The organism is Zhongshania marina (genome assembly GCF_002915595.1).
Taxonomy (GTDB): Bacteria; Pseudomonadota; Gammaproteobacteria; order Pseudomonadales; family Spongiibacteraceae; genus Spongiibacter; species Spongiibacter marinus_B.
On record NZ_PQGG01000006.1, the window covers coordinates 24,803 to 50,697 of the forward strand.

24 protein-coding genes are annotated in these 25,895 nt (G+C 51.3%); 12 read left to right on the top strand and 12 right to left on the bottom strand.

What is annotated here, in order from left to right:
- Positions 1 to 4: 4 nt before the first annotated feature.
- The 6 genes from C0068_RS01780 to C0068_RS01805 form a co-directional block, all read right to left on the bottom strand.
- The gene (locus C0068_RS01780) at positions 5 to 430 is read right to left on the bottom strand and encodes a response regulator (protein WP_103682780.1); all 426 of its coding nucleotides are present in this window, start codon (positions 428 to 430) and stop codon (positions 5 to 7) included.
- Complete coding sequence (locus C0068_RS01785; protein ID WP_103682781.1) at positions 423 to 2,417, bottom strand: sensor histidine kinase; 1,995 nt, start codon at positions 2,415 to 2,417, stop codon at positions 423 to 425. Before C0068_RS01785 ends, C0068_RS01780 begins: the two co-directional genes overlap by 8 nt.
- A gap of 199 nt (positions 2,418 to 2,616) precedes the next feature.
- The gene (locus tag C0068_RS01790) at positions 2,617 to 3,312 is read right to left on the bottom strand and encodes a phosphoglycolate phosphatase (protein WP_103682782.1); all 696 of its coding nucleotides are present in this window, start codon (positions 3,310 to 3,312) and stop codon (positions 2,617 to 2,619) included.
- Complete coding sequence (rpe, locus tag C0068_RS01795; protein WP_103682783.1) at positions 3,309 to 3,977, bottom strand: ribulose-phosphate 3-epimerase; 669 nt, start codon at positions 3,975 to 3,977, stop codon at positions 3,309 to 3,311. Before rpe ends, C0068_RS01790 begins: the two co-directional genes overlap by 4 nt.
- 97 nt (positions 3,978 to 4,074) lie before the next feature.
- Complete coding sequence (gene murU, locus C0068_RS01800) at positions 4,075 to 4,749, bottom strand: N-acetylmuramate alpha-1-phosphate uridylyltransferase MurU (protein ID WP_199176087.1); 675 nt, start codon at positions 4,747 to 4,749, stop codon at positions 4,075 to 4,077.
- 5 nt (positions 4,750 to 4,754) lie between these two features.
- Positions 4,755 to 5,789, bottom strand: a complete 1,035-nt coding sequence (locus C0068_RS01805) for an aminoglycoside phosphotransferase family protein (RefSeq protein WP_103682785.1) — start codon at positions 5,787 to 5,789, stop codon at positions 4,755 to 4,757.
- A 146-nt stretch (positions 5,790 to 5,935) separates the two neighbouring features.
- Here C0068_RS01805 and C0068_RS01810 point away from each other — a divergent pair, with 146 nt between their 5' ends.
- The 7 genes from C0068_RS01810 (at position 5,936) to C0068_RS19765 (ending at position 13,968) form a co-directional block, all read left to right on the top strand.
- Positions 5,936 to 8,341 (top strand): LPS-assembly protein LptD, encoded by a 2,406-nt coding sequence (locus C0068_RS01810; RefSeq protein WP_103682786.1) that lies wholly within the window; start codon positions 5,936 to 5,938, stop codon positions 8,339 to 8,341.
- Positions 8,319 to 9,599 (top strand): peptidylprolyl isomerase, encoded by a 1,281-nt coding sequence (locus C0068_RS01815; protein WP_103682787.1) that lies wholly within the window; start codon positions 8,319 to 8,321, stop codon positions 9,597 to 9,599. The genes C0068_RS01810 and C0068_RS01815 overlap by 23 nt, the downstream gene beginning before the upstream one ends.
- The gene (gene pdxA / locus C0068_RS01820) at positions 9,599 to 10,594 is read left to right on the top strand and encodes a 4-hydroxythreonine-4-phosphate dehydrogenase PdxA (RefSeq protein WP_103682788.1); all 996 of its coding nucleotides are present in this window, start codon (positions 9,599 to 9,601) and stop codon (positions 10,592 to 10,594) included. Before C0068_RS01815 ends, pdxA begins: the two co-directional genes overlap by 1 nt.
- Positions 10,594 to 11,391, top strand: a complete 798-nt coding sequence (rsmA, locus tag C0068_RS01825; protein ID WP_103682789.1) for a 16S rRNA (adenine(1518)-N(6)/adenine(1519)-N(6))-dimethyltransferase RsmA — start codon at positions 10,594 to 10,596, stop codon at positions 11,389 to 11,391. Before pdxA ends, rsmA begins: the two co-directional genes overlap by 1 nt.
- A 15-nt stretch (positions 11,392 to 11,406) precedes the next feature.
- Positions 11,407 to 11,784, top strand: a complete 378-nt coding sequence (gene apaG / locus C0068_RS01830) for a Co2+/Mg2+ efflux protein ApaG (RefSeq protein WP_103682790.1) — start codon at positions 11,407 to 11,409, stop codon at positions 11,782 to 11,784.
- Positions 11,785 to 11,793: 9 nt separating this feature from the next.
- On the top strand, positions 11,794 to 12,600 hold the full coding sequence (locus tag C0068_RS01835; protein WP_103682791.1) for a symmetrical bis(5'-nucleosyl)-tetraphosphatase: 807 nt from the start codon (positions 11,794 to 11,796) through the stop codon (positions 12,598 to 12,600).
- Positions 12,601 to 12,876: 276 nt separating this feature from the next.
- Complete coding sequence (locus C0068_RS19765; RefSeq protein WP_103682792.1) at positions 12,877 to 13,968, top strand: tRNA nucleotidyltransferase/poly(A) polymerase-related protein; 1,092 nt, start codon at positions 12,877 to 12,879, stop codon at positions 13,966 to 13,968.
- Between the two features lie 3 nt (positions 13,969 to 13,971).
- Here C0068_RS19765 and folK read toward each other — a convergent pair whose 3' ends face one another.
- Genes folK through tsaD form a run of 3 tightly spaced genes read right to left on the bottom strand, consistent with a single transcriptional unit; the run spans position 13,972 to position 15,892 of the window.
- Positions 13,972 to 14,481: a 2-amino-4-hydroxy-6-hydroxymethyldihydropteridine diphosphokinase gene (folK, locus tag C0068_RS01845; protein WP_103682793.1), complete on the bottom strand. Its 510-nt coding sequence runs from the start codon at positions 14,479 to 14,481 to the stop codon at positions 13,972 to 13,974.
- A 2-nt stretch (positions 14,482 to 14,483) separates the two neighbouring features.
- Positions 14,484 to 14,837, bottom strand: coding sequence for a dihydroneopterin aldolase (gene folB, locus C0068_RS01850; protein ID WP_103682794.1), 354 nt, complete (start codon positions 14,835 to 14,837; stop codon positions 14,484 to 14,486).
- 29 nt (positions 14,838 to 14,866) lie between these two features.
- A complete protein-coding gene (gene tsaD / locus C0068_RS01855) occupies positions 14,867 to 15,892 on the bottom strand; it encodes a tRNA (adenosine(37)-N6)-threonylcarbamoyltransferase complex transferase subunit TsaD (RefSeq protein WP_103682795.1) in 1,026 nt (341 codons plus the stop codon).
- A 185-nt stretch (positions 15,893 to 16,077) separates the two neighbouring features.
- On the opposite strand from tsaD, the gene rpsU reads away from it, so the two are divergent.
- The 5 genes from rpsU (at position 16,078) to C0068_RS01880 (ending at position 21,357) form a co-directional block, all read left to right on the top strand.
- Entirely contained in the window at positions 16,078 to 16,293 is a 216-nt protein-coding gene (rpsU, locus tag C0068_RS01860) for a 30S ribosomal protein S21 (protein WP_103682796.1), read from the top strand.
- A 76-nt stretch (positions 16,294 to 16,369) separates the two neighbouring features.
- Positions 16,370 to 16,822 carry a GatB/YqeY domain-containing protein gene (locus C0068_RS01865; protein ID WP_103682797.1) on the top strand — a complete coding sequence of 151 codons (453 nt, stop codon included), beginning with the start codon at positions 16,370 to 16,372 and terminating at the stop codon, positions 16,820 to 16,822.
- A 72-nt stretch (positions 16,823 to 16,894) separates the two neighbouring features.
- Positions 16,895 to 18,760, top strand: coding sequence for a DNA primase (gene dnaG, locus C0068_RS01870; protein ID WP_103682798.1), 1,866 nt, complete (start codon positions 16,895 to 16,897; stop codon positions 18,758 to 18,760).
- A gap of 183 nt (positions 18,761 to 18,943) precedes the next feature.
- Entirely contained in the window at positions 18,944 to 20,731 is a 1,788-nt protein-coding gene (rpoD, locus tag C0068_RS01875; protein ID WP_103682799.1) for an RNA polymerase sigma factor RpoD, read from the top strand.
- Between the two features lie 83 nt (positions 20,732 to 20,814).
- On the top strand, positions 20,815 to 21,357 hold the full coding sequence (locus tag C0068_RS01880) for a hypothetical protein (RefSeq protein ID WP_103682800.1): 543 nt from the start codon (positions 20,815 to 20,817) through the stop codon (positions 21,355 to 21,357).
- Between the two features lie 13 nt (positions 21,358 to 21,370).
- Here the strand turns inward: C0068_RS01880 and C0068_RS01885 are convergent, their stop codons facing one another.
- From C0068_RS01885 to C0068_RS01895, 3 genes are read right to left on the bottom strand one after another with little or no spacing between them, the layout of a single operon-like run.
- On the bottom strand, positions 21,371 to 23,569 hold the full coding sequence (locus C0068_RS01885; protein WP_103682801.1) for an ATP-binding protein: 2,199 nt from the start codon (positions 23,567 to 23,569) through the stop codon (positions 21,371 to 21,373).
- Entirely contained in the window at positions 23,566 to 23,937 is a 372-nt protein-coding gene (locus tag C0068_RS01890; protein WP_103682802.1) for a response regulator, read from the bottom strand. Before C0068_RS01890 ends, C0068_RS01885 begins: the two co-directional genes overlap by 4 nt.
- Positions 23,937 to 25,811: a response regulator gene (locus C0068_RS01895; protein WP_146047822.1), complete on the bottom strand. Its 1,875-nt coding sequence runs from the start codon at positions 25,809 to 25,811 to the stop codon at positions 23,937 to 23,939. Before C0068_RS01895 ends, C0068_RS01890 begins: the two co-directional genes overlap by 1 nt.
- Positions 25,812 to 25,895: the final 84 nt, after the last annotated feature.

The following is a 25,895-nucleotide window of genomic DNA, read 5'->3' on the forward strand; positions in this document are numbered from 1 at the left end:
ATAATTAAGGTAGCTCACGTACACTGCGAGGATAAAATTCTGCTAACACGCCGTCTAATTTTTCAATTGTTAGTGGCTTGCTCGAAAAAGCCTTTACCCCGTCGATATTGTCCGCCTGCGCTTCGTCATCGGGGTTTAAAGAGGTTGTTAACATCACTACCACAACGCCGGCCTGCTGATTACTGGGAAGGTGTTTGTAGCTTTCTAGAAACTCCCAACCGTTCATAACCGGCATATTTAAATCGAGAAAAATTAGCTCTGGCGTTGGAAACTCGCCATCCACCTCCGTCGAGAGGTAGTCTATTGCCTCTTTGCCATTCATAAATTCCGTTATCGCTTCCGCAAAGCCATATTTTTCTATGATTAAACGGTGGATGTAATTCGTTGCCTTGCAGTCGTCAATCAACACCACACTCTTCAACTTATCCATTATCGATATCCCTCAAACTAAAATAGAACGTGGAACCCTCTCCGAGACTCGACTCCAACCAAATTTTACCACTGTGCATCTGAACGATTTTTTTACAGTGCGCCAAACCTATGCCAGCGCCTTCGAAGTCTTCTCGATTATGCAGACGCTGAAAAATATTAAAAATTTTATCAAAATGCGCTGAACTAATACCTATGCCATTATCCCGCACGCGGAATACCCATTCATCCTCTCCACGCTCGGCACTTATGTGTATACACGGTCTAACATCTTGCCTTGAGAATTTTATGCCATTGCTAATCATATTCTGAAACAGCATTCTAAGTTCGGTGCGCTTGCCAGCAATACACGGCAAATCAGAATAGTGTATTTCAGCCTGGGTATCTTCAATCCTTGCACCCAAGTCCTCGCACACGTCATTTAATAACTGCTGGCAATCAACTTCTTCTCGCTCAGAATCAGCCCCCAAGCGACTGTAGTCTAGCAAGGCCGTCACCAAATCACGCATACGCTGAACCGAATCAAGTATAAAGCCATGAAACACTTTCACCTGTTCATCCTGCTGTTCAGCATTATGCTCTACTAGCAAATCAACAAAGCTAGCTACTGTACGCAGTGGTTCCTGCAAATCGTGGGAGGCAATATATGCGAACTGCTCCATCTCTCGATTCAAGGAAACTAGCTTCTTATTATTTTCTTCAAGCTCTGCTTGCGCGCTTTTTCGCTCCTGAACTTCGGCATGCAGTATTTTTTGGCGACGCGAAAGCTCAGTTATAAATTGCTCAAATACGCGAGCAAGATCTCCAACCTCGCCACTGGAAGTAAGCGGCAATTCTGTGCTTTGCGTATTGAGGCCCTGATCCGTCAAGGCGTTTCTCATCCGCACAATTGGCTTAGCTATTCGTCTAGCAACAATAATAGACAGCAACACCGCTATTACTGTTATCAGAATTAGTAAAAAATAGATCTGCTTTAATAAATGGGATTTTACTTGCAGCGCTGCAGATAAATCATAACTTGTGGCAACAATTAAGCGGCTACTAGGACCGCCGGAACCATAAACAATAGTCCGCAAAGAATATACTTGCTGCTCACCCCCCTTACCCGCGATACCAGTCTCAAAGCTATCACCCGTAGCTGCCAACAATTCTTTAGCCGCTGGATAATCAGCAAATATGCTTGAACTGCGATTATATTCAAACTGGAATCGCTTATTTGCCTCGGGATGTAAGATATATTCTCCGACGCTATTACTCAGCAACACATTGGTGTCGTCACCTGCCAAGCTCCGCAGGCCCTCAAAATCATCCTGTAAATTTTCATTAAAAACTAAGATACCAAAAATAGTGCCATCATCAGCATACACCGGCGTAGACGCTCGAATTACGGGTCTTTCAGGCAGAGCGACCTTTCCAAACTCACGATTCAATTCAATATCCGACAAATACACTTCGCCAGATTTTAACTTCAAGGTCTCCTGAAAATAGTTTGTTGCGGACTTGTCTTGTAGTTTTTCATCATCGACAACGCGCACTGCGTTTTGATCACCATGACGATCTATCCGCAACCACTCTGTTCCATCTGCGAGTATTAAACGAATCTGGTCGTAGCGACCTTTGAAACCGAGGATTTCAGTAAAAATTATACTTAGCTGGTGCTTCCATGCCTCGACAGATATACCGCCGCTCACACTGGCGTTCTTGCCAACGCTTTCATTCGCTATTGCCCTTACCGGTGCCGTGCGCGAGACAATCAACACATCATTAATAAGCTCATTAATGTTTGATGTGAATTTTACAGCCTGCAATTGAGATATTTGATTTAGCTTGTGCTGTGCCGCCGACAATAGCTGCGTATCTAACTGACGCATAATAATTGATACAACGACAATATTGCTGACGACAATGAGCAGCAATAAGGGAAAGAGTATTTGTCGTGCGATGCTGCCTTTCTCGCCTATGGCTAACACCCGAGACTCGCCCTGCATTCCAACGCCCTTGTCTGATAGTAAATTACGGAGACACCACTAAGAAATACCACTATAAAATGCAGGGCGGCCGTTTACTATTGCTATAATCGAATGCCATATACGTATTAACGCGCATAGCATCGCAACTAAAGAGAAGACCTAAGTCGAGAAGATATTTAAGAATGGGCGAACGTTCTTTAATAAATTTTACGCAGTACTAGTTAGCGAGCAAGTCTGAAAAGTGGTCAACTAATAAGTCAGGATTTTCATCCGCCACCGGCGCGCCGTGATTGTAGCCATAACTCACGCAGGCTACCGGCATACCCGCTGCCCGCGCGGCCCTTACATCATTAACAGAATCACCCACCATCACCGTATTAGCAACATCAACACCTAGTTGCTCGCAGGCTAAAAGCAAAGGCGCGGGGTCTGGTTTGCGTACGCTGAGTGTATCGCCCCCTATCAACACCGGCATGAACACATCCATACCAAAGTGTTTCAAAATAGGCTGACTAAAGCGAGCAGGTTTATTTGTCACGCAAGCCATGCGAACACCCTGTCCGTGCCAACTAAGCAGCGCGCTATTAACGCCGGGGTACAGAACCGTTTGCTCACAGCTTTGCTCACCGTAATAGCCAAAAAACACTGTGAGTAATTGATCTATTAAGGCGGAGCTAACAGATTTTTCTGGAATTTCTAAGGCGTGGGCCAATGCGCGCTGTACTAATTTTCGCGCGCCATTGCCAACCCAAGATCGCGTACGCGCAAGACCTGCCGGCGTGTAATTTAGCTGCTCTAAACTTGCATCTAGCGCGGCAGCCAAATCCGGCACACTGTCAATTAGAGTGCCATCTAGATCGAATAAAATAGCTTTTAGTTCTCGACCTTCAAGCAAGTCCTGCAGTTTTTTCATACGCCAGCCAATTCACTTCGCATTTTTTCAATAACCTCAGCATAGTCGCCGCCGTTAAAGATTGCAGAACCGGCAACAAACGTATCTGCCCCCGCTGCGGCAATTTCCGCAATATTTTTTGCAGAAATCCCACCATCTACTTCAAGGCGAATATCGCGACCTGAGGCATCAATAAGTGCCCGCACTTCTTTTATTTTATCTATGGTTGACGGAATAAAACTCTGGCCACCAAAGCCAGGGTTTACCGACATTAATAAAATCATGTCGAGTTTATCCATCACATACTTCAAAACCTCTGGGCCGACTGCGGGATTTAAAACCAAGCCGGCTTTGCAACCCGCATCGCGAATCATCTGTAAAGAGCGGTCAACGTGGGTAGAGGCATCTGGATGAAAGGTAATAATACTCGCGCCTGCCTCGGCAAAATCGCCAATCATACGATCCACCGGCTCGACCATTAAATGCACGTCAATCGGCGCTTTTACACCATGTTTACGCAGCGCCTTGCACACCATAGGACCAATAGTCAGGTTTGGCACGTAGTGATTATCCATTACATCGAAGTGGACGATGTCGGCACCGGCCTCTAGCACGGCGTCAACTTCCGCGCCCAAACAGGCAAAATTTGCTGATAATATTGAAGGGGCTATCCAGTAATCTGCCATCTTGGTTTCCGCTTAATAAATTGATTGTAGGTGTTCACAGGCCACAAACGCCGTCGGCGCATTTTACGGCAATCTGCCAAGAGATTCAGCCATCGCCTTATAGCGCCAAAAATGCATCCAATGCCGCTAGACGCTCGGGGGTACCAATGTCCCACCAATGCCCCTCGTATAACTGTCCGCTTAAGGCCTTGTTTGCGATGGCGGCATCCATGATGGGCTTTAAGGCGCGCTTACCGCAGACAAAGCCACTAAATACCGATGGCCGCCAAACGCTAATCCCGGAGAAGGTGTAAGCGTCCTCGCCGGCGCCTGATTTTTCCGCAAGTCTATTATTCTCACCCAATGCAAAATCACCCTGCGGATTATGCGGTGGGTTTTTTATCATCACCAAATGCCCGGCTACCGGATGAATATCCCGCAGGCTCGCAAAATCGAAATCTGTCCAAATATCGCCATTCACGACCAGAAAAGGATCATCACCGCCATCCTCACACAGCAAGGGCAGGGCTTGCACAATGCCGCCGCCGGTTTCCAAGGGCTCCTCTTCCCGAGAAACAAAGATGCGGACACCGTAACGACTGCCGTCACCCAAGTATTCTTCTAGCTGATCTGCCAGCCACGAGCAGTTGACCACAATATTGCAAATACCGGCCGCCGCCAGTTTTTCGATATGGTAGTCAATCAAGGCTTTGCCGCCTGCGCGTAGCAGGGGCTTTGGCGTGTGGTCGGTCAAAGGTCGCATCCGCGTACCCAAGCCAGCGGCAAGAATCATTGCCCTCACAGCTCAACGTCCTTATACCAAGGCTGTTTGACGATACGGGGCATGAGCTTCTCGACAAACCAAGCACAAAAATCTTCAAACTCGGGATACTGGCTAGCCACGCTAAGGGTGTAAGCAATCACCAGCGGTAAATCACCTAAATAGCCAGATTTGCCATCGCGCAGATGCAGGCGAGCAAATATTCCCAGCACTTTTATGTGCCGCTGCACGCCCATCCAATCGACGTCCTGCAAAAAATCCGCTTCACTTACATTTGTCAAAACACCGGCGCGTATCGCCATTTGCCGGTAAATGCCAATCCAGTCGTCTACCTGCTCCGGCGCCCAACTGATGTAACAATCTCGCACCAGTGAAACAAGGTCATAACTGATAGGGCCGAGCACCGCGTCTTGGAAATCGATCATGCCAAGGCGCTCATCTGCCAATACCATGAGGTTGCGACTATGGAAGTCTCGATGCACCACTACCTGAGTTTGCTGCAAAGCGCGCTGGCTCAGCTGCTCAAAGGCCTCATTTAACATGGTTCGCTCATCGGCGCTGAGGGTGTAATCCAATAAACCCTGCACAAACCACTCGGGGAACAGCGCCATTTCCGTGTGCAAGCGCCCGCTATCGTAGTGGGGCAAACTGTGCTCTTCTGCCGGAATGGCCTGCATGGCCAGCAGAGTGCGAAACGCTTGCCGATAATAATGGTCTGCCGCAGCGCTGTTCACGAGCATCGGACACAGCAATTGGTCGCCAAAATCCTCCTGCAATAAAAAACCTCGGGGCTCATCCCAAGCCAGCAATTTTGGCACCCGCGCACCGTGACGATGCAGTAATTCCTGAACCGTTGCGAAGGCCAAATTATCTTCTTTCTCTGGCGGCGCGTGGACGGCAATCACGCTGCCACCTGCCGTTAAGGGCAAGCGGTAATAGCGCCTAAAACTGGCATCCCCCGACACAACCTCTAACGCATTCGCCGCATCTGCTGAAGACAAAGACAACTGCTGAAGGCACCAGCTGTGCAGTTCGCTTAAAATTTGATCCATATTTTGTTCCGTTAACGACCTTGATGAGACCTCTGCAGACGAGATTTTCAGCCTTTTATGCACTCAGGCGGGCATCCTAGCAGAGAATGCTTTATTATCCACCTTCGCCAATCCGGGCTCCATCATCAGAATAAAATCACTAACCGATGCCAGTGTTTCGTCTATCTCTTTTATCACTGCTCGCCGCCCTATCGGGTTCGGCAATTGCGCAGGTAGATACCACCGCAGATTGCGGCAGCACCGACGCATCGGCACTTAATACTGACACCTCGGATTTACCAGCGTATTACCAGCATTGGCACTGGGTTCCCAACTCACATTTAAGCGAAGCATCAAAGTGCGGATTAACCCCAGGCTGCCAAGGTCGATTTATCGAACCGCTACGGGACTGGGAGGGCGCAAACCAAGCCCCTGTGCGCGCACCATTAAATGTCTCGGCCGACACCATCGAATCGGTCGGCAGCAAAGCAACCATGACCGGCGATGTGCAGCTTCGCAAGGGCGATCTCAGCCTAGATGCCGGCTATGCCCAATACAACCGCAGCAATAGTACCGTCATGCTCCGCGACAATGTGGTTTTACGCCAGCCAGGGGTTTTACTGCGAGGCCAATACGCGCAGATCGACACCAACAAAGGGTTTGGCGAATTAGAACAGGCCGAAATTCTCAGCTTTGACACCGGCGCCCGCGGCACCGCTGGACGCATATCTCGCCCAGGCTACACTCGCTTTGAGCTAGAAACCGCCAGCTACACCCAATGTACGCCAGACAATGAGACCTGGTCGCTACACGCCGACAGTATCGAGCTCGACTACGAAAGTGGTCGCGGTGTCGCGCGGGGAACGAGCATTAGAGTCTATGACTTTCCCGTATTTTATAGCCCTTATTTGAATTTTCCGGTTGATGACCGCCGAGCCACGGGGTTTTTATTCCCATCATTTGGCGTGGCCGACAGCAGCTTAGACATTTCGATTCCCTACTATCTAAACCTCGCGCCAAACTACGACGCCATTATTACCCCACGCTTTATTGAGCAGCGCGGCGAGGCTCTGGAAACCAAGCTGCGCTATTTAAACAAGTACAGCGAGTGGGCAGTCAACACCAGCTACCTAGCCAACGACAATAAAAGCGAAACCGATCGCTGGCTGCTGGGGGTGAGCGAAGAAGGCTATATGAATGAGCACTGGGGCACCGAAATTGACTTCACCAAAGTCAGTGACGACGATTATTTCAGCGACCTAGGTTTGGCAAATTTAGCAGTAAAACGCAGCACCCACCTCAATCAACAAGCCGCCGTCAATTACAGCTCCGACGACTGGACCGGCCGGATAGAAGTGCAGCGCTACCAAACCATCGCCGCCGTTGAAGACCCCTATCAAAAGCTGCCCCAACTGCGGCTAAATTATCAATCCCCTGCTAAAAACTTCCAGCTAGAACCCAGCATGGAGTTTGAATACACCCAATTTGATCACCGCGACAAACTCCGCGATGGCGGCAGCAAAATTACCGGCCGCCGCCTATTCGGCACCGCCGGTGCGAGCCTGCCAATGCGCTGGCGCTGGGGCTTTATTGAACCCGCCTTTAAAACCCGTCACGTAAGTTACGAGCTGGAAGACGCCAATCTTGCCGGCGTCGATGGCAGCCCCAATGCCAATAGCGGCCAAATCAGCATAGACAGCGGCCTTTATTTTGAACGCGACTTAGCGGTAGCCGACCAAGATTGGACCCAAACCCTGGAGCCACGGCTTTTCTATCGCTACTCCGAATATGAAAATCAAAGCGACCATCCCGATTTTGATAGCTCTGCACTTACTTTTACCTATCAGCAACTCTTCCGCGACACCCGCTTTACCGGCCACGACCGGCTAGACGACGCCAACCAAGTCGCCGTGGGCATCAGCAGTCGCTTTATTAATAACGACGCCGGTCGCGAAATATTAACCACCAGCATTGGCCAACTGCACTACTTTGACGAAGGTCGCGTACAACTGCCCGGCGACCCAGAGCGCAAAAGCAGCAATTCAGACTTAGCGGGACAAATTCGCATTTTACCCAACGACAATAGCTGGGTAAGTGCCGATATTCTGTATGATGCCCGCCAAGGGGTGCTTAATCAGACCAATCTGAGCTACCATCAGCGCAGCGATAACGGCACACTGTTAAATGCCGGCTACACCTTCCGCCGCGAAGGTAATAATCTCGGCGGTTTAGAAAACGATGTTAAGCAGGGCGATATCTCACTGAGCCTACCGATCAACGACCAGTGGAAATTATTCGCCAAGACCCAATATGATTTTGAAGACGACCGCCCCGTTGAAAACCTTATTGGTGCGGAGTATCAAAACTGCTGCTGGCTCACCCGTATTGTTTATCAGCGGGCGCTGGAACCCGACGACGACAATGGGTCTAACATCAGTGGCATCGGCAATACCGGAACTCAAAACAATTCCGCAGTGTTGATAGAATTTCAGTTAAAAGGACTGGGGGGCCTCGGCACCGCAGTTACCAGTGTTTTAAAGGACAGTATTTTTGGCTACTTATCTGATGAATAATATGCGTTTATTTAAAGTTTTCTCCGCTGTGCTCCTGATAGCACTCGCGCCGCTCACCCAAGCTGAAACTAAATGGCTAGACAAAGTGGTGGCCATCGTCGATGACGACATTATTCTCGCCAGCGAACTTGACGAGCGCTTTGATACCATAAAAGCCAATATTGCCCGCACCGGAAAGCAGGCACCGCCGGATGACGAGTTGCGTAAAGAGATACTCGACCTGCTCGTGCTTGAAAACATTCAAATGCAAATGGCGAATCGCTACGGTGTGCGCATCGACGATGAAGAGCTCAATGGTGCGGTGGCTCGGATTGCGGCTAACAACAATATGACGCTGTCTGAATTCCAACAAACACTGGTCGCCAGCGGCGCCTCCTACCTTGCCATACGCGAACAGATCGCCCGCGAAATGATTTTGCAGCGCGTGCAAATGGGTAATGTGAACCAGCGAATTCAAGTGACCGAGCAGGAAATTCAAAACTACCTGCAATCATCAGAAGGTAAAGAAGTTACCTCACCTGAGTTCCATTTCGCCCACGTGCTTATTCCCGTTCCCTCAGAGGCAACCGTCGCCGAACGCGCGCAAGCTGAGAACAAAGCCAAGTCACTGAGCGCGCAACTGCGGGCCGGCAAAGACATCGACAACGCCAATGACGACATTAGCATTAGCGACCTAGGCTGGCGCAAAGGCACTGAATTACCAGCACTCTTTAAAGGTGTCGCTTCAAAAATGACTGATGGCGATGTGTCTGAACCGCTGCAAAGTGCCAGTGGTTTCCATATCATCAAACTGCTGGAAAGCCGCGGCGTAAAACAACTTGTTAAACAAACCCGCGCTAGCCACATCCTGCTAAAGCCTTCAGCAATCCGCGACGAAGCGCAGACCATCGCCCTAGCCAAACAGCTGCGCCAACGCGCGCTAAATGGCGAGGATTTCCGCGAGTTAGCCAAAGAGTATTCTGAAGATATCGGCTCCGCACAGGAAGGCGGCGACCTCGGCTGGACTAGCCCAGGCCAGCTAGTACCGGAATTCCAAAAGGCGATGGACGAAACCACCCCCGGTGAAATTCATGTTCCCGTTGCAAGTCAATTCGGCTGGCATGTGATTAAAGTTATCGACCGTCGCACTAAAGACGTCACCGAAGATATGCGCAAGCAAATAGCTCGCAATGCACTTCATGAGCGCAAATACGCCGACGAACTTGATATCTGGCTACGCAAAATCCGCAGCGAAGCCTTTGTCGACATTAAAATTTAATGCCCCTACGTATTGCCATCACCCCCGGCGAACCAGCCGGGGTTGGACCAGAACTTCTGGTGAAGCTCGCCCAGCACGACTTTGACGCAGAACTGATTGCCTTCGCAGACCCCAGCTTGTTGTTGCAGCGCGCCGCCGATATTGGCCTACCGCTGGAACTCAGCGAAGTCGACTTTGCTGCGCCTGCACAGGCGCATCGCAGCGGCCATTTAAAAGTGGCGAGCATTTCCTGCCACAGCCCTGTCGAGGCGGGCAGCCTCAACGTCAATAATGCGAAATATGTTTTAGAGACCCTGAGCCGCGCGACTGATGCCTGCAAAAGTGGCGACTGCCAAGGCTTGGTCACTGGGCCGGTGCAGAAATCTATTATTAACGATGCAGGTATTCCGTTTAGCGGCCACACCGAATTTCTGGCCGAGCGTTGCGAAGTCGACAAAGTCGTCATGATGCTGGCCAGCGAGCAACTACGCGTCGCCCTAGTCACCACCCATCTCCCCCTAAGTGCCGTGCCAGCCGCCATTACTGGCGACAATCTGCAGCGCGTGACCGAAATTCTGCACGCCTCATTGCTGCGGCAGTTTGGCTGTCAAAATCCGCGTATTCTGGTCTTGGGCCTAAACCCCCACGCCGGCGAAGGCGGTCATATGGGCAGAGAAGAAATCGATACAATTATTCCCTGCCTTGAGCAGCTGCGCCAGCGCGGTTGGCAGCTCGAAGGCCCACTACCCGCAGACACAGCATTTACGCCACGGCACTTAGATAAGTGTGATGCGGTATTAGCCATGTATCACGACCAAGGCCTTCCGGTACTCAAGTATCAGGGCTTTGGCAGAGCCGTCAACATCACCCTCGGTTTGCCGATTGTTCGCACCTCCGTCGACCACGGCACCGCATTAGATTTAGCCGGCAGCGGTCGCGCCGACAGCGGCAGCTTCTACGCCGCGCTCACCACCGCCATTTCGATGGCGGAGAACAGCAGCAGGAATCATCATTAATGCAGTCTCCACCGCTTCATCAAGCACGAAAACGGTTTGGCCAAAACTTCTTAAATGACCAAGGTATTATTCGCCGCATCGTGCGCTCGGTTGCACCCTTAGGACATCAGCGGGTGCTGGAAATCGGCCCGGGCCAAGGCGCCATTACCGAATCCATTCTTGCCTCGGGCTGTCAACTCGACGTTATAGAGCTAGACCGCGACCTCATTCCCATTCTGGAAACCAAATTCGGTGGCGAAGCGAATTTTCGCATCCATCAAGGCGACGCTCTTAAATTTGACATCACCGCCCTAGCTGCAGGCGAAAAGTTGCGCGTAGTCGGCAACCTTCCCTACAACATCTCAACGCCGCTCATTTTTCACCTTCTGACCGCCCATAACTGCATTACTGACATGCATTTTATGCTGCAAAAAGAAGTAGTCGACCGGCTGGCTGCGCAGCCCGGCAGCAAAACTTACGGGCGCCTTGGCATCATGGCCCAGTACTATTGCGAAGTAGAATCGTTATTTGACGTTCCACCGGAAGCTTTTACCCCTCGTCCCAAGGTACAATCCGCCATCGTTAGACTTACACCCTACGAAACACCACCGTGCCCAGCGAACAACGTCGACACTTTGCAAACGGTCCTGCGCAGCGCATTCAACCAGCGCCGAAAAACCTTGCGCAACACCCTAAAAGGGATTATCGATAGCGAGGCGATAGAAAGCTTGGGAATCGACTCAGGCCTTCGACCCGAGCAGCTGGGCTTAGCGGAATATGTCGCCATCGCCAACGCGGTCGACAGCAACAGCGAGTAATTTGCGGAGCACATCATGCCAGAATCAGCACCAGTAGAAATTCAAGTAGAAAGCCAATTTCTACCCGACCAATCAGAGCCCGCACAACAACGCTTTGCCTTTGCCTACACCATCACCATTCGCAATACCGGCGACGAAGCCGTGCGCTTACTCAATCGCCACTGGATCATTACCGACGGCGACAACCAAGTACAAGAAGTACAAGGCGAAGGCGTTATTGGCAAACAGCCCCTAATTGGCCCCGGCGAGTCTTTTAGCTACACCTCCGGCGCCGTCATCGACACCGCTGTTGGCACGATGGAAGGCAGCTACGAAATGATTAGCGCCTCTGGCCGGCCATTTATTGCACCGATTGGTATTTTCTCCCTCGCTCGCCCCTCGGCATTGCACTGAGAGGATCCCGTGAGTCGTTACGCCGTAGGTGATTTGCAGGGCTGCTTAAAACCCCTGCAATGCCTGCTAGAACTCGTCAACTTCAAGCCCGAACACGACCAACTCTGGCTGGTGGGTGACCTCGTTAACCGCGGCCCCGACTCCCTCGACACTCTGCGCTACCTATACAACATCAAAGACAGCCTGCGAATTACCCTGGGCAACCACGATCTGCACTGCATAGCCTTAGCCCTCGGCACCACCGACCGCGGGCGCCACCCCAGCCTTGAGGCACTTCTAAACGCGCCAGACTGCGACGAACTCATGCACTGGCTGCGCCAACAGGCTTTAATATTAAAGTCTGAGGATGGCCGCTACCTAATGAGCCACGCAGGTATCCCCAGCGCGTGGACAAGCGAGCAAGCGCTGGCGCTTAGCCGCGAAGTAGAAACCGTATTACAAAGCCCCGACGCCAATGACTTCTTCCGCAATATGTACGGTGATGAACCACGAACATGGGACGACAGCCTTAGCGGCTATGATCGCCTGCGCGCCATTACCAATCATCTAACCCGTATGCGAATCTGCGACGCCGACGGTCAACTGCAACTAAGCTTCAAAGGCTTCGCCGCAGACATCCCCGCACCGTATCGGCCCTGGTTCGAATGGCAAACCGAAGGCAGCCGCGAAGAAACCCTCATCTTCGGCCACTGGGCCGCGCTGGAATGTAAAACAGATCGCAGCGATATTATTGCGCTAGACAGCGGCTGCGTTTGGGGACGGCATATGACGATGCTGGATATGGATAGTGGGGAGTTGCATAGGTGCTATTGCTAGTCGGACGTCAGACGTCGGGGGTCGGACGTAAAAAAACTCGCACCTAACTGCTTTTGACGTTTCGTCAGACTTCCGACACCCGACACCCGACTCGCTCTTCGGCATCCGACGCAGGATTTCGCTAAAAGCCTGATGTAGGACGTAAAAGCATTCGCTGCACTCATCTAAAACTCGCTCCTAACCGCTTTTGACTTTTCGCCAGACTTCCGACACCCGACGCCCGACTCGCTCTTTTTGCTATACTCCCTGAAATTTCCCAACACCGAACCCTGCACCATGAAAACCTACCTCGTCGGCGGCGCCGTGCGCGACAAATTATTAGGCTATCCCTTTCATGAGCGGGACTGGGTGGTGGTGGGTGCACGCCCTAAGGATTTACTCGAGCAGGGTTTTCAGCAGGTTGGTAAAGATTTCCCGGTTTTTTTACACCCCAAGACCAAGGAAGAATACGCCCTTGCGCGCACTGAGCGAAAATCCGGTGCCGGCTATCACGGTTTTATCTGTGACTTCAGCCCAGACATCACTTTAGAAGAAGACCTAAGTCGTCGCGACCTAACTATCAACGCGATGGCGGAGGATACCAAGGGCGATATCATCGATCCCTACGGCGGCATGCAAGATCTCAATAGTCGCCTACTTCGTCATGTGTCACCGGCCTTTAGCGAAGACCCGCTGCGAATTTTGCGAGTGGCGCGTTTCGCCGCGCGCTACGCCCACCTAGGCTTTAAGGTCGCCGACGAAACCCAAGAATTAATGCGCAAGATGAGTGACAACGGCGAGCTGGCTACCATCGCCGCCGAGCGTATTTGGGTGGAATTATCCAAGGCCTTAAACGAAAAATCTCCCGCTGTTTTTTTTAGTGTTTTACTCGACTGCCGCGCCTTACACGCGCTGTTTCCACTCTGGCCTAGGGCGCTGAATAACACTGTTTTAGACAGTTTAAACAACGCCGCTAAAGCAGGTGCCGATGCCGACGTCCGCTTTGCCATCAGCTGCAGCGACTTAAATATAGAGCAATGCAAAACCCTGTGTAACGAATTGCGCGCCAGCAATAGCGCTGCATGGCTTGCTGAGCGCTGCGCAGCGAATATTCCCCTGCCGCCGCTAAGCAAGGCCGAGGAATGGCTAAGTTTGCTCGAACAGTTTGATTACACACGACGCCCGCCATTACTCGACGCCTTCGTCACGGCCGCAACATTGCTTTTACCGAATGAAAAACGCCTAGGGCTTTTGCAAAACGCCGCTGCGGAACTACGAGAAGTTCAAGCTGCCGATTTAATAGCACAGGGATTTAAAGGCCCAGCCCTAGGTCAGGCGATGCGCACGGAGCGTCTAAAACGATTAAAAGAAATGGAGTGCGGCGAATAATCGCTAGCACTGAGAAATATCACGGCCCTGCCACCGAAACGGCACCGGCCACAACTTCTGATCCGACTCATAAGCCTGCCATAAATCGCGATAGCTGCGACCAGCGATGGGGTGGCGATGATCCGGTGCTATTTCACTGAGCGGCAATAATACAAAGGCATTGTATAGGACCTCATCCCGCGGCAATTCTATTCCGGCGTGGCAGCCCGTAAGCTCACCATAACTTAAAATATCAATATCGAGGGTACGGGGGCTAAATTTAGGCGCATCCGCCAAGCGGCCATTGCTTAATTCAATGTCCCGCAACTGGGCAGCTAAATCAGCCAAGGGAAGATCAGTGGAAAAACTCACCGCCATATTTAAAAACAAGGTGCCGCGAAACCCCACCGACTCGCTTTCATACACCCGCGACAGACTCAATGAACCGTATAATTGAGTGAGGGTATCGAGCGCAATAGTCATGTGTTTATAGCGGGCGGTATTACTGCCTAAGCTCAAAAAAACCTCGGCCATAATCAGCGCTGACCACGCTCAATAATAATACCTACGTCGCTAGCCTGGCGCATCGCCCCCGGCTTGCTCAAACTCAGCCGCAACCACGGCACATTGAATTCGCTCATAATCATTTCTGCACAGCGCTGCGCCAGTGTTTCAACCAAGGCAAAATCGCTGTCTTTTACAAAGCGCTCAACCGTTTCGGTAACAGCCTTATAATTTAAGGTGAGACTAATATCATCCCCCGCCGCCGCAGGACGAATATCGGTGCCCAATTCCAAATCCAGCACCAAGCTCTGGCGATGCGCACGCTCAAAGTCGTAAATGCCGATGACTGTATCGACCCGCAAACCACGTATATACACAATATCCATAAACGGCCCTTTGCCCGACGATTAGTAAATCAGACTGAGCTTAATTCAGTCATCGGCCAACGGGGCCGTATTGCAACACCAAGATCCTCGTGCTGCCCTGCCAGCAAACGACAGTGCCCCGCATAGGCGATCATCGCCCCATTATCTGTGCAAAATTCTGGCCGCGGATAAAACACCTTGCCGCCGGTTTTGGCTAATTTTTGCGCCAAGCGTTCACGCAAAACCTTATTCGCACTGACTCCCCCCGCCATAACCAAGGTGCTTAAATTCTCTTGTATAAGCGCTCGGGTACATTTAATGACCAGCGTATCGACCACCGCCTCTTGAAAGGCGGCGGCAATATCTGCCTGATCCTGAGCATTATAGGTGCCCGCCTCACGGCTTGCGGCCACGGTATTTAGGGTAAAGGTTTTCAAACCGCTAAAACTAAAATCCAAACCCGGGCGATTCACCATCGGCCTAGGAAAAGTGTATTTGCCGACTGTTCCTCGCTCTGCGGCCTTAGCGACCTGCGGCCCACCGGGATAGCCTAAATCGAGCATTTTTGCGGCTTTATCAAATGCCTCGCCGGCTGCGTCATCCAGTGACTCACCTAAAATTTGATACTGACCAATACCATCAACACGCACAAGCTGGGTATGCCCCCCGGACACCAGCAGGGCGACAAAGGGAAAGCTCGGTGCATTCTCTTCCAGCATCGGCGCCAGTAAATGCCCCTCCATATGGTGCACCGCCACTGCGGGAATCCCCCAACCGTAGGCCATTGCCCGACCGGCGCAAGCGCCCACCATTAAGGCCCCCGCCAAACCGGGGCCATTGGTAAAGGCTACGCCATCTAATTGCTCGCCACGCATTCCAGCCTTGTCTAAGACTTCGCGCACCAAGGGCAGCAGTTTGCGCACATGGTCTCGCGACGCCAATTCGGGCACTACACCACCAAACTCTGCATGCAGCGCAATCTGGCTATATAAAGCTTCAGCAAGCAAACCTTGCTCAGAATCGTATATCGCCACACCTGTTTCGTCACAGGAGGTTTCCAGTCCTAAAACACGCACTTTCCGACATCCCACACTAATTGAGCGCGCATGATACTGGCTCAACAGGATTCACACCAGTTATCGCCTTAATGGCTTTGCTTTTTGCCACAACAGAGTATAGAATTCAGCGCCCTTGGAGTGCCGCTTTCAATTTTGCGGTGCAAACAGCAAATTTTGCACATTGATTAGGACAGGTTTAACGAATGCCTTCAGTCAAACTCAAAGAAAACGAACCATTTGATATCGCCCTACGCCGTTTTAAGCGTTCTTGCGAGAAAGCAGGCGTATTAGCGGAAGTTCGTCGTCGTGAATTCTACGAAAAGCCAACTTCTGTTCGTAAGCGCCAAGCAGCAGCCGCTGTTAAGCGTCACGCTAAAAAAGTATCACGCGACAACAAAAAGCAGCAGCGCCTTTACTAAGATCTCGAATTAGCGAGTTCTTAGCAGCACTTTGCGCTTTAGCTACACCCTCCTTATATAGGAATCTCTGCGAGCCATGGCAGATCAAACGCTGAAACAAACACTCACAGACGCGATGAAAACCGCGATGCGAGCCAAAGAGAAAGCGACATTGAATGCCGTGCGACTCATACTCGCCGAGATAAAACGCATAGAAGTCGACGAGCGCATCGAATTAGACGATGCACGCGTGCTCGCCATACTCGACAAAATGTGCAAGCAACGCCGCGATTCGATCAGCCAGTATGAAAATGCTGGCCGTGAAGAGCTGGCCGAGCAAGAACGCTTTGAAATGAGCGTTATCCAATCTTATATGCCCACCCCCTTGAGCGACGACGAACTGGAAGGCCTCATTAAAGAAGCCATTGCCAGCAGCGGCGCTGAAGCGGTAAAAGATATGGGCAAAGTAGTCGCCGTACTCAAGCCCAAGGTTCAGGGCCGTGCCGACATGGGCGCCGTGAGTCAAAAAATTAAGGCACTACTGGCTTAGCACTGCCAAGGCAATTGCTAGGACTAACATCAGCTGATACGCTCACTCAACTTCTGCTCCGGAAACACTAACGTGGCCGCAAAAGGACGTATCCCCCAATATTTTATCGACGAGCTGCTCTCCCGAGTCGATATTGTTGATGTTATAAATCGCCGCGTTCCCCTCAAAAAAACCGGCAAGAATTACAGTGCGCGCTGCCCCTTTCACGAAGAAAAAACGCCCTCTTTCAGCGTTAACCCAGACAAACAGTTCTACTACTGCTTCGGATGCGGCGCAGGCGGCAATGCCGTCGGCTTTATCATGGACTACGAGCGCCAAGATTTTCCAAGCGCAGTAGACAATCTTGCCCACATCGCCGGACTAGAGGTTCCCCGCGAAGAACTCAGCCCGCAGCAACAGGTAAAGCAAGAACGCCGCAAAACTATTTACGATCTTATGGAGCAGGTCTCGACCTATTACCAAAAGCAGCTCCGCGTAGATCCACAATCCCAGCGCGCCATCGACTATTTAAAACGGCGCGGCCTCAGCGGACGTATCGCTCGGGATTTCAATATCGGTTTTGCGCCCCCCGGCTGGGACAATTTGCTAAAAACCTTTGGCGACACCGACGAGCACAAACAACAGCTGATCGACGCTGGCATGCTTATCGAAAAAGAAGACGGCAAACTCTACGACCGTTTTCGCGACCGAATTATGTTCCCCATCCGCGACAACCGCGGACGCGTGATCGCTTTTGGTGGTCGAGTATTAGGTGACGACAAACCCAAATATTTAAACTCGCCAGAAACCGATATATTTCACAAAGGCAAAGAACTCTACGGCCTGTATCAAGCTCGCCAAAACAACCGCCACCTAGAACAACTACTGGTGGTTGAAGGCTATATGGATGTCGTCGCACTGGCCCAGCACGGCATCATGACAGGCATCGCCACCCTCGGCACCGCCAGCAATACCGAGCATTTACGCACCGCATTCCGCTATGCCAGCGAACTTATATTCTGTTTCGACGGCGACGCCGCCGGCCGCAAAGCCGCCGAGCGCGCATTAGAAAATGCCTTGCCGGTAATGGAAGATGGCCGCCGAATCCGATTTTTATTTTTACCCGAAGGCGATGACCCAGATAGCGTGGTTAACCGCGACGGCGCCGCCGGCTTTCAAAAACTTTTGGCTGGCGCTGCGCCACTAGAGCGCTATTTTTTTGAATCTCTGCATGAACAAACCGATCCAGACACCCTGGAGGGTAAAGCGCGACTCAGTAAATTAGCCCTGCCCCGACTAAAGCTCTTACCCGACGGCGTGTTTCGCCAGCTTATGCTGGACTCCCTAGCCGAACGTACTGGACTTAGCCGCCAATCTATCGACCAACTGCTAAACGACACTGAAGCCGCTCCAGTGGAAGATCAAGCAGTAAAGCCAGCAGCGCCAGAGCAACGTCGCAACACCGCCCAGAAACTGACGGCAAAACTACCCGGAACCCGTCGCGACCCGCTGCTTTTTGCCTTGGCGATGTTGCTATACAACCCCCGCGCAGCCGCCACCAGCACCGCTAATGTCGGTGATGTAGAGGCGTCGCCAGCGGCCGCACTTCTCAGCAACACCATCACCCTACTTAAAAAACGCCCAGAATCCAGTACCGCCATGCTGCTCGGCCACTGGTATGGGCAGCCAGAATATGAGGTGATGACCGAAGCGCTCAAAACCATTGAGCTGCTCGGCACGGAATTAAGCGACGAGAAGGCCGAAACCGCCTTCGCCGACACCTTAGCGTATTTAGAAGCGCAAAAATCGACCCAAATCCTGCGCGAACACGTAGATAAATTAAGGGAAGGTAATGAAGTCGACAAAACCGCCAGCGCGAACTACGCTGAACTAAGTGAGACGGATAAACAGCAATTATTAGCGATTCAGCAGCTTTTAAAGCAAAAGCATCGCTTGTAAAACCAGCGATCCGCCACCACAACAGTGGTATCAACAATTTATCGCAGCACGCAGACACACCGGCCACAGACGAATTAGCTAAGCGCCCCTGAACAAGTCCGGAATTTACTGGTCGTACGGGGGGTAAATAGAGTATAATTCGCGGCTATTTTTTAACCTGCACCTAACGAGTAATTTGAAAGAATGAGTGACTCAAAGCATCAATCGCGCCTCAAACAACTCATTGCCAAAGGCAAGGAGCAGGGTTATCTAACGTACTCTGAGGTCAACGACCACTTACCGGAAGACATTTCTGATCCGGATCAGGTCGAAGAAATCATCCAAATGATCAATGACATGGGTATTCAGGTGTTTGAACACGCACCTGATGAAGATACCCTGATCATGGCTGGCAGCGATTCGCCAGACGATATCGCCGCCGCCGAAGCTGCAGCAGCACTTGCAGCAGTAGAGACGGAAACTGGCCGCACCACCGACCCAGTGCGTATGTATATGCGCGAAATGGGCACGGTCGAGCTACTGACCCGTGAAGGCGAGATTGTCATTGCCAAGCGAATCGAAGAAGGTATTCGCGAAGTTATGGCCGCACTGGCCTACTACCCCGGTGTTGTTACTGGCGTATTAGCCGAGTACGACAAAGTTGCCACTGAAGAGCGCCGCCTTGGCGACATCATGAGCGGCTATTTAGATCCCGCCGACAATGTGCCGTCACCTCAGGCGCAGGCCGCCGCCGCTGCCGAAGCCAGCGACGACGATGAAGAAGCCGTTTCTGGCCCAGATCCAGAAGAAGCAAAAATCCGCTTCGCCGCCCTGAAAAAGCAATCAGACAAAGTAGAAAAGTCGATTGCCGAACACGGCCGCTATAGCAAACAAACCGCAAAAGAATTAAATGCCCTAGGTGAGTTGTTCAAATACTTCAAACTTACCCCGAGCATGTTCGACCCATTGATTGAAGAAGTTCGCACGACGCTGAGCTCGATCCGCGCAATGGAGCGCGAGATCATGACCGTGTGCGTGAAAAACGTCGGGATCGATCGCAAAGAGTTTATTCGCAGCTTCCAAGGCAATGAAGCGAACTTGAAGTGGGCTGACGAGCTATTAAAGAAACACCCCAAGCTCGCCGACTACAGCGATATTATCCGTCGTATTCAAAACAAAATTGCCTATATAGAAGAGCGCCAAGACCTCACGATTTCTGACATAAAGGAAATCAACCGTCGCGTGTCTATCGGTGAAGCCCGCGCCCGTCGCGCCAAGAAAGAAATGGTCGAGGCCAACCTGCGTCTGGTTATCTCGATTGCGAAAAAATATACCAACCGTGGTTTGCAGTTCCTCGATCTGATTCAGGAAGGCAATATCGGTTTGATGAAAGCAGTAGATAAGTTTGAATACCGTCGCGGTTACAAGTTCTCTACTTATGCGACATGGTGGATACGTCAGGCCATTACCCGCTCTATTGCGGACCAAGCCCGCACGATTCGTATTCCGGTACACATGATTGAAACGATTAACAAACTGAATCGTATCTCTCGTCAAATGCTTCAGGAAATGGGTCGCGAACCCACGCCAGAAGAACTCGGCGAGCGCATGGAAATGCCAGAAGACAAAGTTCGCAAAGTGCTGAAAATCGCCAAAGAGCCGATTTCGATGGAAACCCCCATCGGTGACGACGAAGATTCGCATTTGGGCGACTTTATTGAAGACAGCACCATCTCGTCACCCATTGAGTCTGCTACCGGCGAAGGCCTGCGCGAAGCAACCAAAGACGTGTTGGCTGGACTGACTGCCCGCGAAGCGAAAGTACTGCGTATGCGTTTCGGTATCGATATGAACACCGACCACACGCTAGAAGAGGTTGGCAAGCAGTTCGACGTAACCCGCGAACGTATTCGTCAAATCGAAGCCAAGGCATTGCGCAAATTGCGCCATCCTACCCGCTCAGATCATCTGCGCAGCTTCCTAGACGAATAACGACAGCACCACAAACCGAGCTTGCCCGCCAGTACACACTGGCAGGCAAGCTCGGAGCTCACTTAGACAATGGAATTATTACGATGCTAGCTAAAGCTCCACAACTGCTACGCACCGCTAGCATTTCACTTGTATTAGCAGCCCTTCTTGGCGGCTGCCAATCTGCTCCGCCAAACACTGACAGCCCCGCACCGCCAACATTCAATACCAGCATCCAAACCACCAGTCTTAGCCAAGCTCTGCAACAACTTGAGTCACGGCAATTTGTGGCCGCTGAAGCTGACTTCCAATCAATACTTAGCGCTAGCTCAGATCAAGCCGCTATTCAACAGGCTTTAGCGGGTCTGACACTGGTTTATTTATACGACGACAGCCCACTTTTTAGTCTGCCGCTGGCTACCGCAACAATGGACCGGCTATACCAGCACATCATGCGCTGGCCTCAAAACAGACCGAGCATAAATATGCTACTGCTAAGCTTAAATATGTGTTTTGACCAAAGGCTAAAGCTGAACCAAGAAATTGATCTGCGTGAAAAAACAGAAGCGAGAGAGCAAAAGCTCATAAACGAAACCATTGCCCTGCAACGCGCAATCGAAAAATTACGACGCCTCACACTGCATTAAATTTACTTGCGGCTCACGCACCGCGATTCAAATACGCCCCAAGCTGTTCGCGCAGACTTTGAATTTCCTCTTCGGTCTGCGCCATTAACACCGGTACTGTGCGCCAATGTTCGGTCCGTAAATGTGCAACTAAACGACTTATTTGACTGCTGTCATTATGCGGCCCCATCACAATCAACTGCCACGGAAGTTCAGTGAGCAATTCAGCCACCCTCGCCAAATCGCCGGTGTGATAAATTTTCCAATGTTCCGCCCCTGGCAACTGCTCAATAACCTGAGCGAGAATATCTCCCTCTTCAATCAACAGCATATTTCCAACCGCCGTCGCCGGCAGTAAGTCCCTCACCACCGCTGTTAATTCAGCACTCTCTACGGGTTTAACCAAATAGCCACTTGCGCCTAGTAACAAGCCCAGATCATGCTCATTTAACATCGACAGCATTAACACCGGCACACTGCCCAACACCGCGTCGCCACGCAAACTATGTAAAACCTGCCAACCATCTAGGCCTGGCATCATGACATCCAACACCACCAGATCTGGGCGATGCTCCTTGGCCATTGCCAAACCCTCTGCGCCGGATGAGGCCGTGCGCACGCGGTAGCCTTCGCGACTCAACGCCCTGTGGCTCAAATCTAGCGCCGCCAAATCGTCATCGATCACCAAAATGTCGCCACTGGCGTTTTTCTCTAAATTAGCGAATTTGCTGTCACTCACATCTATCGGCAGTCTTAGTTCAAAACGTGAACCCAGCCCCAACTCGCTACTGGCGGTAATAGTACCCCCCAATAATTCCGCAAACTTTCGCGAAATCGTTAAGCCCAAGCCAGAGCCGCCGTATTGTTTGGTGGTTGATAAATCAGCTTGCACAAAAGCATCAAATACCCGTCCAAGCTGTTCTTCGCTCATGCCAATACCGGTATCTTTCACCTCTGCGAGTAAATAATTTCGCCCCCCCTCGGCCAACTCAGACACCGTTAAATGCACGTCGCCAGCGCGGGTAAATTTGGCGGCATTACTGAGCAGATTGAGCAATATTTGCCGTAGGCGGGTGACATCGGTGCGAATACGTGCATTCTGCAAATTGAATTCACAGCGCAAGGTATTGCCATTTTTTTCCATCAGCGGTGCCACGGTAATTTCCACATCCCGCAGCACTGTCTCTAGGGCAACATCTTCCCAATAAACCGCCATGCGGCCGGACTCTATTTTCGAGATATCCAAGACATCATTAATCAAGGTGAGCAGGTGCTTGCCTGCCAATTGAATTTTTTCGAGGTCGGGCTGCAAGTCATTCACTGAGAGCTGCTCTTCCTCGGCTATTTCTTCTAGCAGCATTTCGGAATAGCCGATAATGGCATTCATCGGCGTGCGCAACTCATGGCTCATATTTGCCAAAAAACCACTCTTGGCCTGATTAGCGGCATCTGCGCGACGGCTCGCCTCCCGCACCCGACCCATCGCCTGACGAAGACTGGCGGCCATATCATTGAAGGAGTTCGCCAATTGGCCAAACTCGTCATGCCCCATATCACCTATGCTGTAATCAAAATTCCCGCCACCCCACTCAGAAGTGCCCTTCTGTAGTTGGCGAATTGCTCGGCGGGTATAGCGGGTCATGTAGTAACCCAACACAAACGTCGTAATAAGCGCCAATAAAAACACCCCTAAGGCGACCTTATTGGTTCTGCTCACCACCTCTCGCAAGCCCATATTGATTTCGTCAGAGCGCGCCAATAAATACCATTCATTCGCGCTAATACGCGAACTCAGCGCGTCATATTCACGCTGCAATTCCTCCCCTGTAGGGCTGCCATTGCCAAGTAGAAATTGCTGCCAATATTCAAGCAAAAGCGAGGCTTCCAAAGGCTCATAGCCGCCCTCTTCTAAGTACTCCTGTAAATCGCCACTCAACTCTTCTTCTAATGCTGCAAGGGCTTCTATGCCACCCAACAATTCACTGCGCTCTTCTGCTGTCACACCGTTTTGAGCACCCGACTCCGCCAGTGCATCTACCACCAATATTTTGCGATGCGCGCTATACATACGCTGACTAAAATCATTAAGCTCAGATTGCGTTCGTATCACGTGCTGAAGCAACCACACATTGCGCCTACGGGTGTCATTACCCCATATTTGAATTAACACACTTCCCAGTGACAACACCAAAATTGCGACAAAAGATAAGGTCAGGCGGCGGGTAAAACTCATTCAGCAGCACCTAGCAAATGCGCAATTTTTCCGAGCAATCTTGGCAGATCAACGGGCTTGGTATCGTAATCATCGCAGCCCGCCAACAAGGCGCGCTGGCGGTCATCAGCCATTGCATGGGCGGTCAGGGCAATAATCGGAATATGCTGCAAAGCGGGGGTCGCCTTCATTTCTCTTGCGACCTGCCATCCATCTTTAACCGGTAAGCTCATATCTAACAGCATTAATGCGGGCGGGTTCTGTAAACACATATCTATGCCCTGTTGGCCGTCCACTGCTAGCACCACCTCGTAACCCTTGCGCTTTAAACGGCGACTAAGCATATCGCGGTTCATCTCATTGTCTTCGACCAGCAATATTGTTTGCATTAGCGCCCCCGTGAACTATTCATTTGCAGCAGGCTTCGCAGCTGCGTATTTGCGGAGGTCAGCGTTAAAACATACTCCCTGCCCGAGAGCTGCTCGGTAATTTTGGCGTAACAAGCCACCTCAAATCCCTCAATACTGACATCGGCCAACACCGGCAAGACCTCGGCGCTAACAACACGCAGGCTCTCACCGGCACGGGCACATACCTCAACCTTAAACTGCTTTGCCCCATTTTTCTTTCCCGCCATAACACTAAGCGTCAAGCTGATATTTTCCTTATAGGACTGCCATTCTTCAGGCGCTGATTCCAGCAGTAGGTCATAGGGTATCCCCACGCCAAGCACCTCAGTCAACATCACTGCATCGCCCATGCCCTTCAGTGACACGCTGATTCGGCGTCCAGCCAAGACCTGAACCGTTGACGCGGCAATGGTCGCTGGCGCCGCCAATATCTGCCCACCCACCGTACAGGACTCGATTCGTCCCGTCAGATTCACATTGTGACCAACAACACCGTACTTAGAACGCAGCTCAGAGCCAATATTGCCCGCCACCACATCGCCGGTATTTAAGCCGATACCAATCGTAATTTCCGGTAAATTATCGGCACGGTTGCGCTCATTTACCGTTTCAACCGCCAACTGCATTGCCACAGCACAAGCTAATGCGCGGTCACAATCGTCGCTATCACTTAACGGCGCGCCAAAAATGACGAGTATTCCGTCGCCAACAAACTCATCCACCGTTCCTCTAAAACGCTGAATTACCTCCGTCATGGCCGCAAAATAGTTATTTAATAACTGCACGCATTGCTCAGGGGCAAGCTGCTGGCTCAGTGCAGAAAATCCACGAATATCCGCCATTAAGATGGTGACTTGGCGCAGCTCGCCCCCCAATTGCAAGCCGTCATTGTCATCGAGCAAACGCTGGACGATCTCGTCAGACAGGTAGCGCCCGAAAATCTTACGTATAAAGCGCTGACTTTTTTCCAGCTCAGCAAGATACTCCCGCTCGCGGTCTCGCCAGCGTTTCGCTTCTAACGAGGCGCCAATCCTTGCTCGCAGCAATGTGCCGTTTACGGGCTTAAGCAGGTAATCGCTGGCGCCCGCGTCAATGCACCGCACCGCGCCCTCCTCGTCCTGCATTCCACTGACCACCACTACCGGAATACGGCGTAGAGCCTCGTCAGCGCGAATAACCTGTAATACCTCATAGCCGTTCATATCCGGCATCACCAAATCCAGCAATACCAAATCTGGCTCGGCGCTGCGCATAATCTCCAAACACCGTGCGCCGCTGGCGGCCTCAATTACCATATAATTTTGACGTTGCAACTGATGGGCCAATAAATCACGGCTACTGTCATTGTCGTCAACCACCAAAATGCTGGCGGCCATATGCTCGCGATCATCGCGGATAATACCGCGCTTAAAACTCTTGAAAATTGCCGCAATTGGGTCTGATGCGACCTTGCCGTCATCACCCAGGTTAAATTGCTCTAAACGCCCCTGAAACAAACGCGACTGGTGGCGAATCTGCCTAATATAGTCGCCAGCCACCTCGTCATCACAATCCTCAAGCAACATATCGCCGTAACCATCGACAAGACCAATGGCATTGCGTAAATCGTGACGTAAACGAGAAAGCTCGGTTTGAGAATCTTGCGCAAAACCAGATATAGACGCCAACATTTCCGTCATCGTCACCGCGGCCTTCGCAATTTTTTTCACATCGGCCTTTAATTCAGACGACTGCGAAATAGCATCCTGCTCCAACAAAGACTCGGTAAACGCCTGCACCGACGCCAAGGGCGCCTGCAAAGACTGGCGCTGATCATCCAAATACGCCCTGAATATACGATCGCGATTACTCAAGCACCGTCCCCCCTGAAAAATTCTAAATGAGATTATCAGATTTCGAGCATCTAATGCGCTCAATGCCTATTTCTGTGCAGCGAA

Excerpts from the sequence above, each read along its gene's own strand:
- C0068_RS01780 (WP_103682780.1), bottom strand. The coding sequence starts at position 430 with ATGGATAAGTTGAAGAGTGTGGTGTTGATTGACGACTGCAAGGCAACG.
- C0068_RS01785 (WP_103682781.1), bottom strand. The coding sequence starts at position 2,417 with ATGCAGGGCGAGTCTCGGGTGTTAGCCATAGGCGAGAAAGGCAGCATC.
- C0068_RS01790 (WP_103682782.1), bottom strand. The coding sequence starts at position 3,312 with ATGAAAAAACTGCAGGACTTGCTTGAAGGTCGAGAACTAAAAGCTATT.
- rpe (WP_103682783.1), bottom strand. The coding sequence starts at position 3,977 with ATGGCAGATTACTGGATAGCCCCTTCAATATTATCAGCAAATTTTGCC.
- murU (WP_199176087.1), bottom strand. The coding sequence starts at position 4,749 with ATGATTCTTGCCGCTGGCTTGGGTACGCGGATGCGACCTTTGACCGAC.
- C0068_RS01805 (WP_103682785.1), bottom strand. The coding sequence starts at position 5,789 with ATGGATCAAATTTTAAGCGAACTGCACAGCTGGTGCCTTCAGCAGTTG.
- C0068_RS01810 (WP_103682786.1), top strand. The coding sequence starts at position 5,936 with ATGCCAGTGTTTCGTCTATCTCTTTTATCACTGCTCGCCGCCCTATCG.
- pdxA (WP_103682788.1), top strand. The coding sequence starts at position 9,599 with ATGCCCCTACGTATTGCCATCACCCCCGGCGAACCAGCCGGGGTTGGA.
- rsmA (WP_103682789.1), top strand. The coding sequence starts at position 10,594 with ATGCAGTCTCCACCGCTTCATCAAGCACGAAAACGGTTTGGCCAAAAC.
- apaG (WP_103682790.1), top strand. The coding sequence starts at position 11,407 with ATGCCAGAATCAGCACCAGTAGAAATTCAAGTAGAAAGCCAATTTCTA.
- C0068_RS19765 (WP_103682792.1), top strand. The coding sequence starts at position 12,877 with ATGAAAACCTACCTCGTCGGCGGCGCCGTGCGCGACAAATTATTAGGC.
- folK (WP_103682793.1), bottom strand. The coding sequence starts at position 14,481 with ATGGCCGAGGTTTTTTTGAGCTTAGGCAGTAATACCGCCCGCTATAAA.
- folB (WP_103682794.1), bottom strand. The coding sequence starts at position 14,837 with ATGGATATTGTGTATATACGTGGTTTGCGGGTCGATACAGTCATCGGC.
- rpsU (WP_103682796.1), top strand. The coding sequence starts at position 16,078 with ATGCCTTCAGTCAAACTCAAAGAAAACGAACCATTTGATATCGCCCTA.
- C0068_RS01865 (WP_103682797.1), top strand. The coding sequence starts at position 16,370 with ATGGCAGATCAAACGCTGAAACAAACACTCACAGACGCGATGAAAACC.
- rpoD (WP_103682799.1), top strand. The coding sequence starts at position 18,944 with ATGAGTGACTCAAAGCATCAATCGCGCCTCAAACAACTCATTGCCAAA.
- C0068_RS01880 (WP_103682800.1), top strand. The coding sequence starts at position 20,815 with ATGCTAGCTAAAGCTCCACAACTGCTACGCACCGCTAGCATTTCACTT.
- C0068_RS01885 (WP_103682801.1), bottom strand. The coding sequence starts at position 23,569 with ATGAGTTTTACCCGCCGCCTGACCTTATCTTTTGTCGCAATTTTGGTG.
- C0068_RS01890 (WP_103682802.1), bottom strand. The coding sequence starts at position 23,937 with ATGCAAACAATATTGCTGGTCGAAGACAATGAGATGAACCGCGATATG.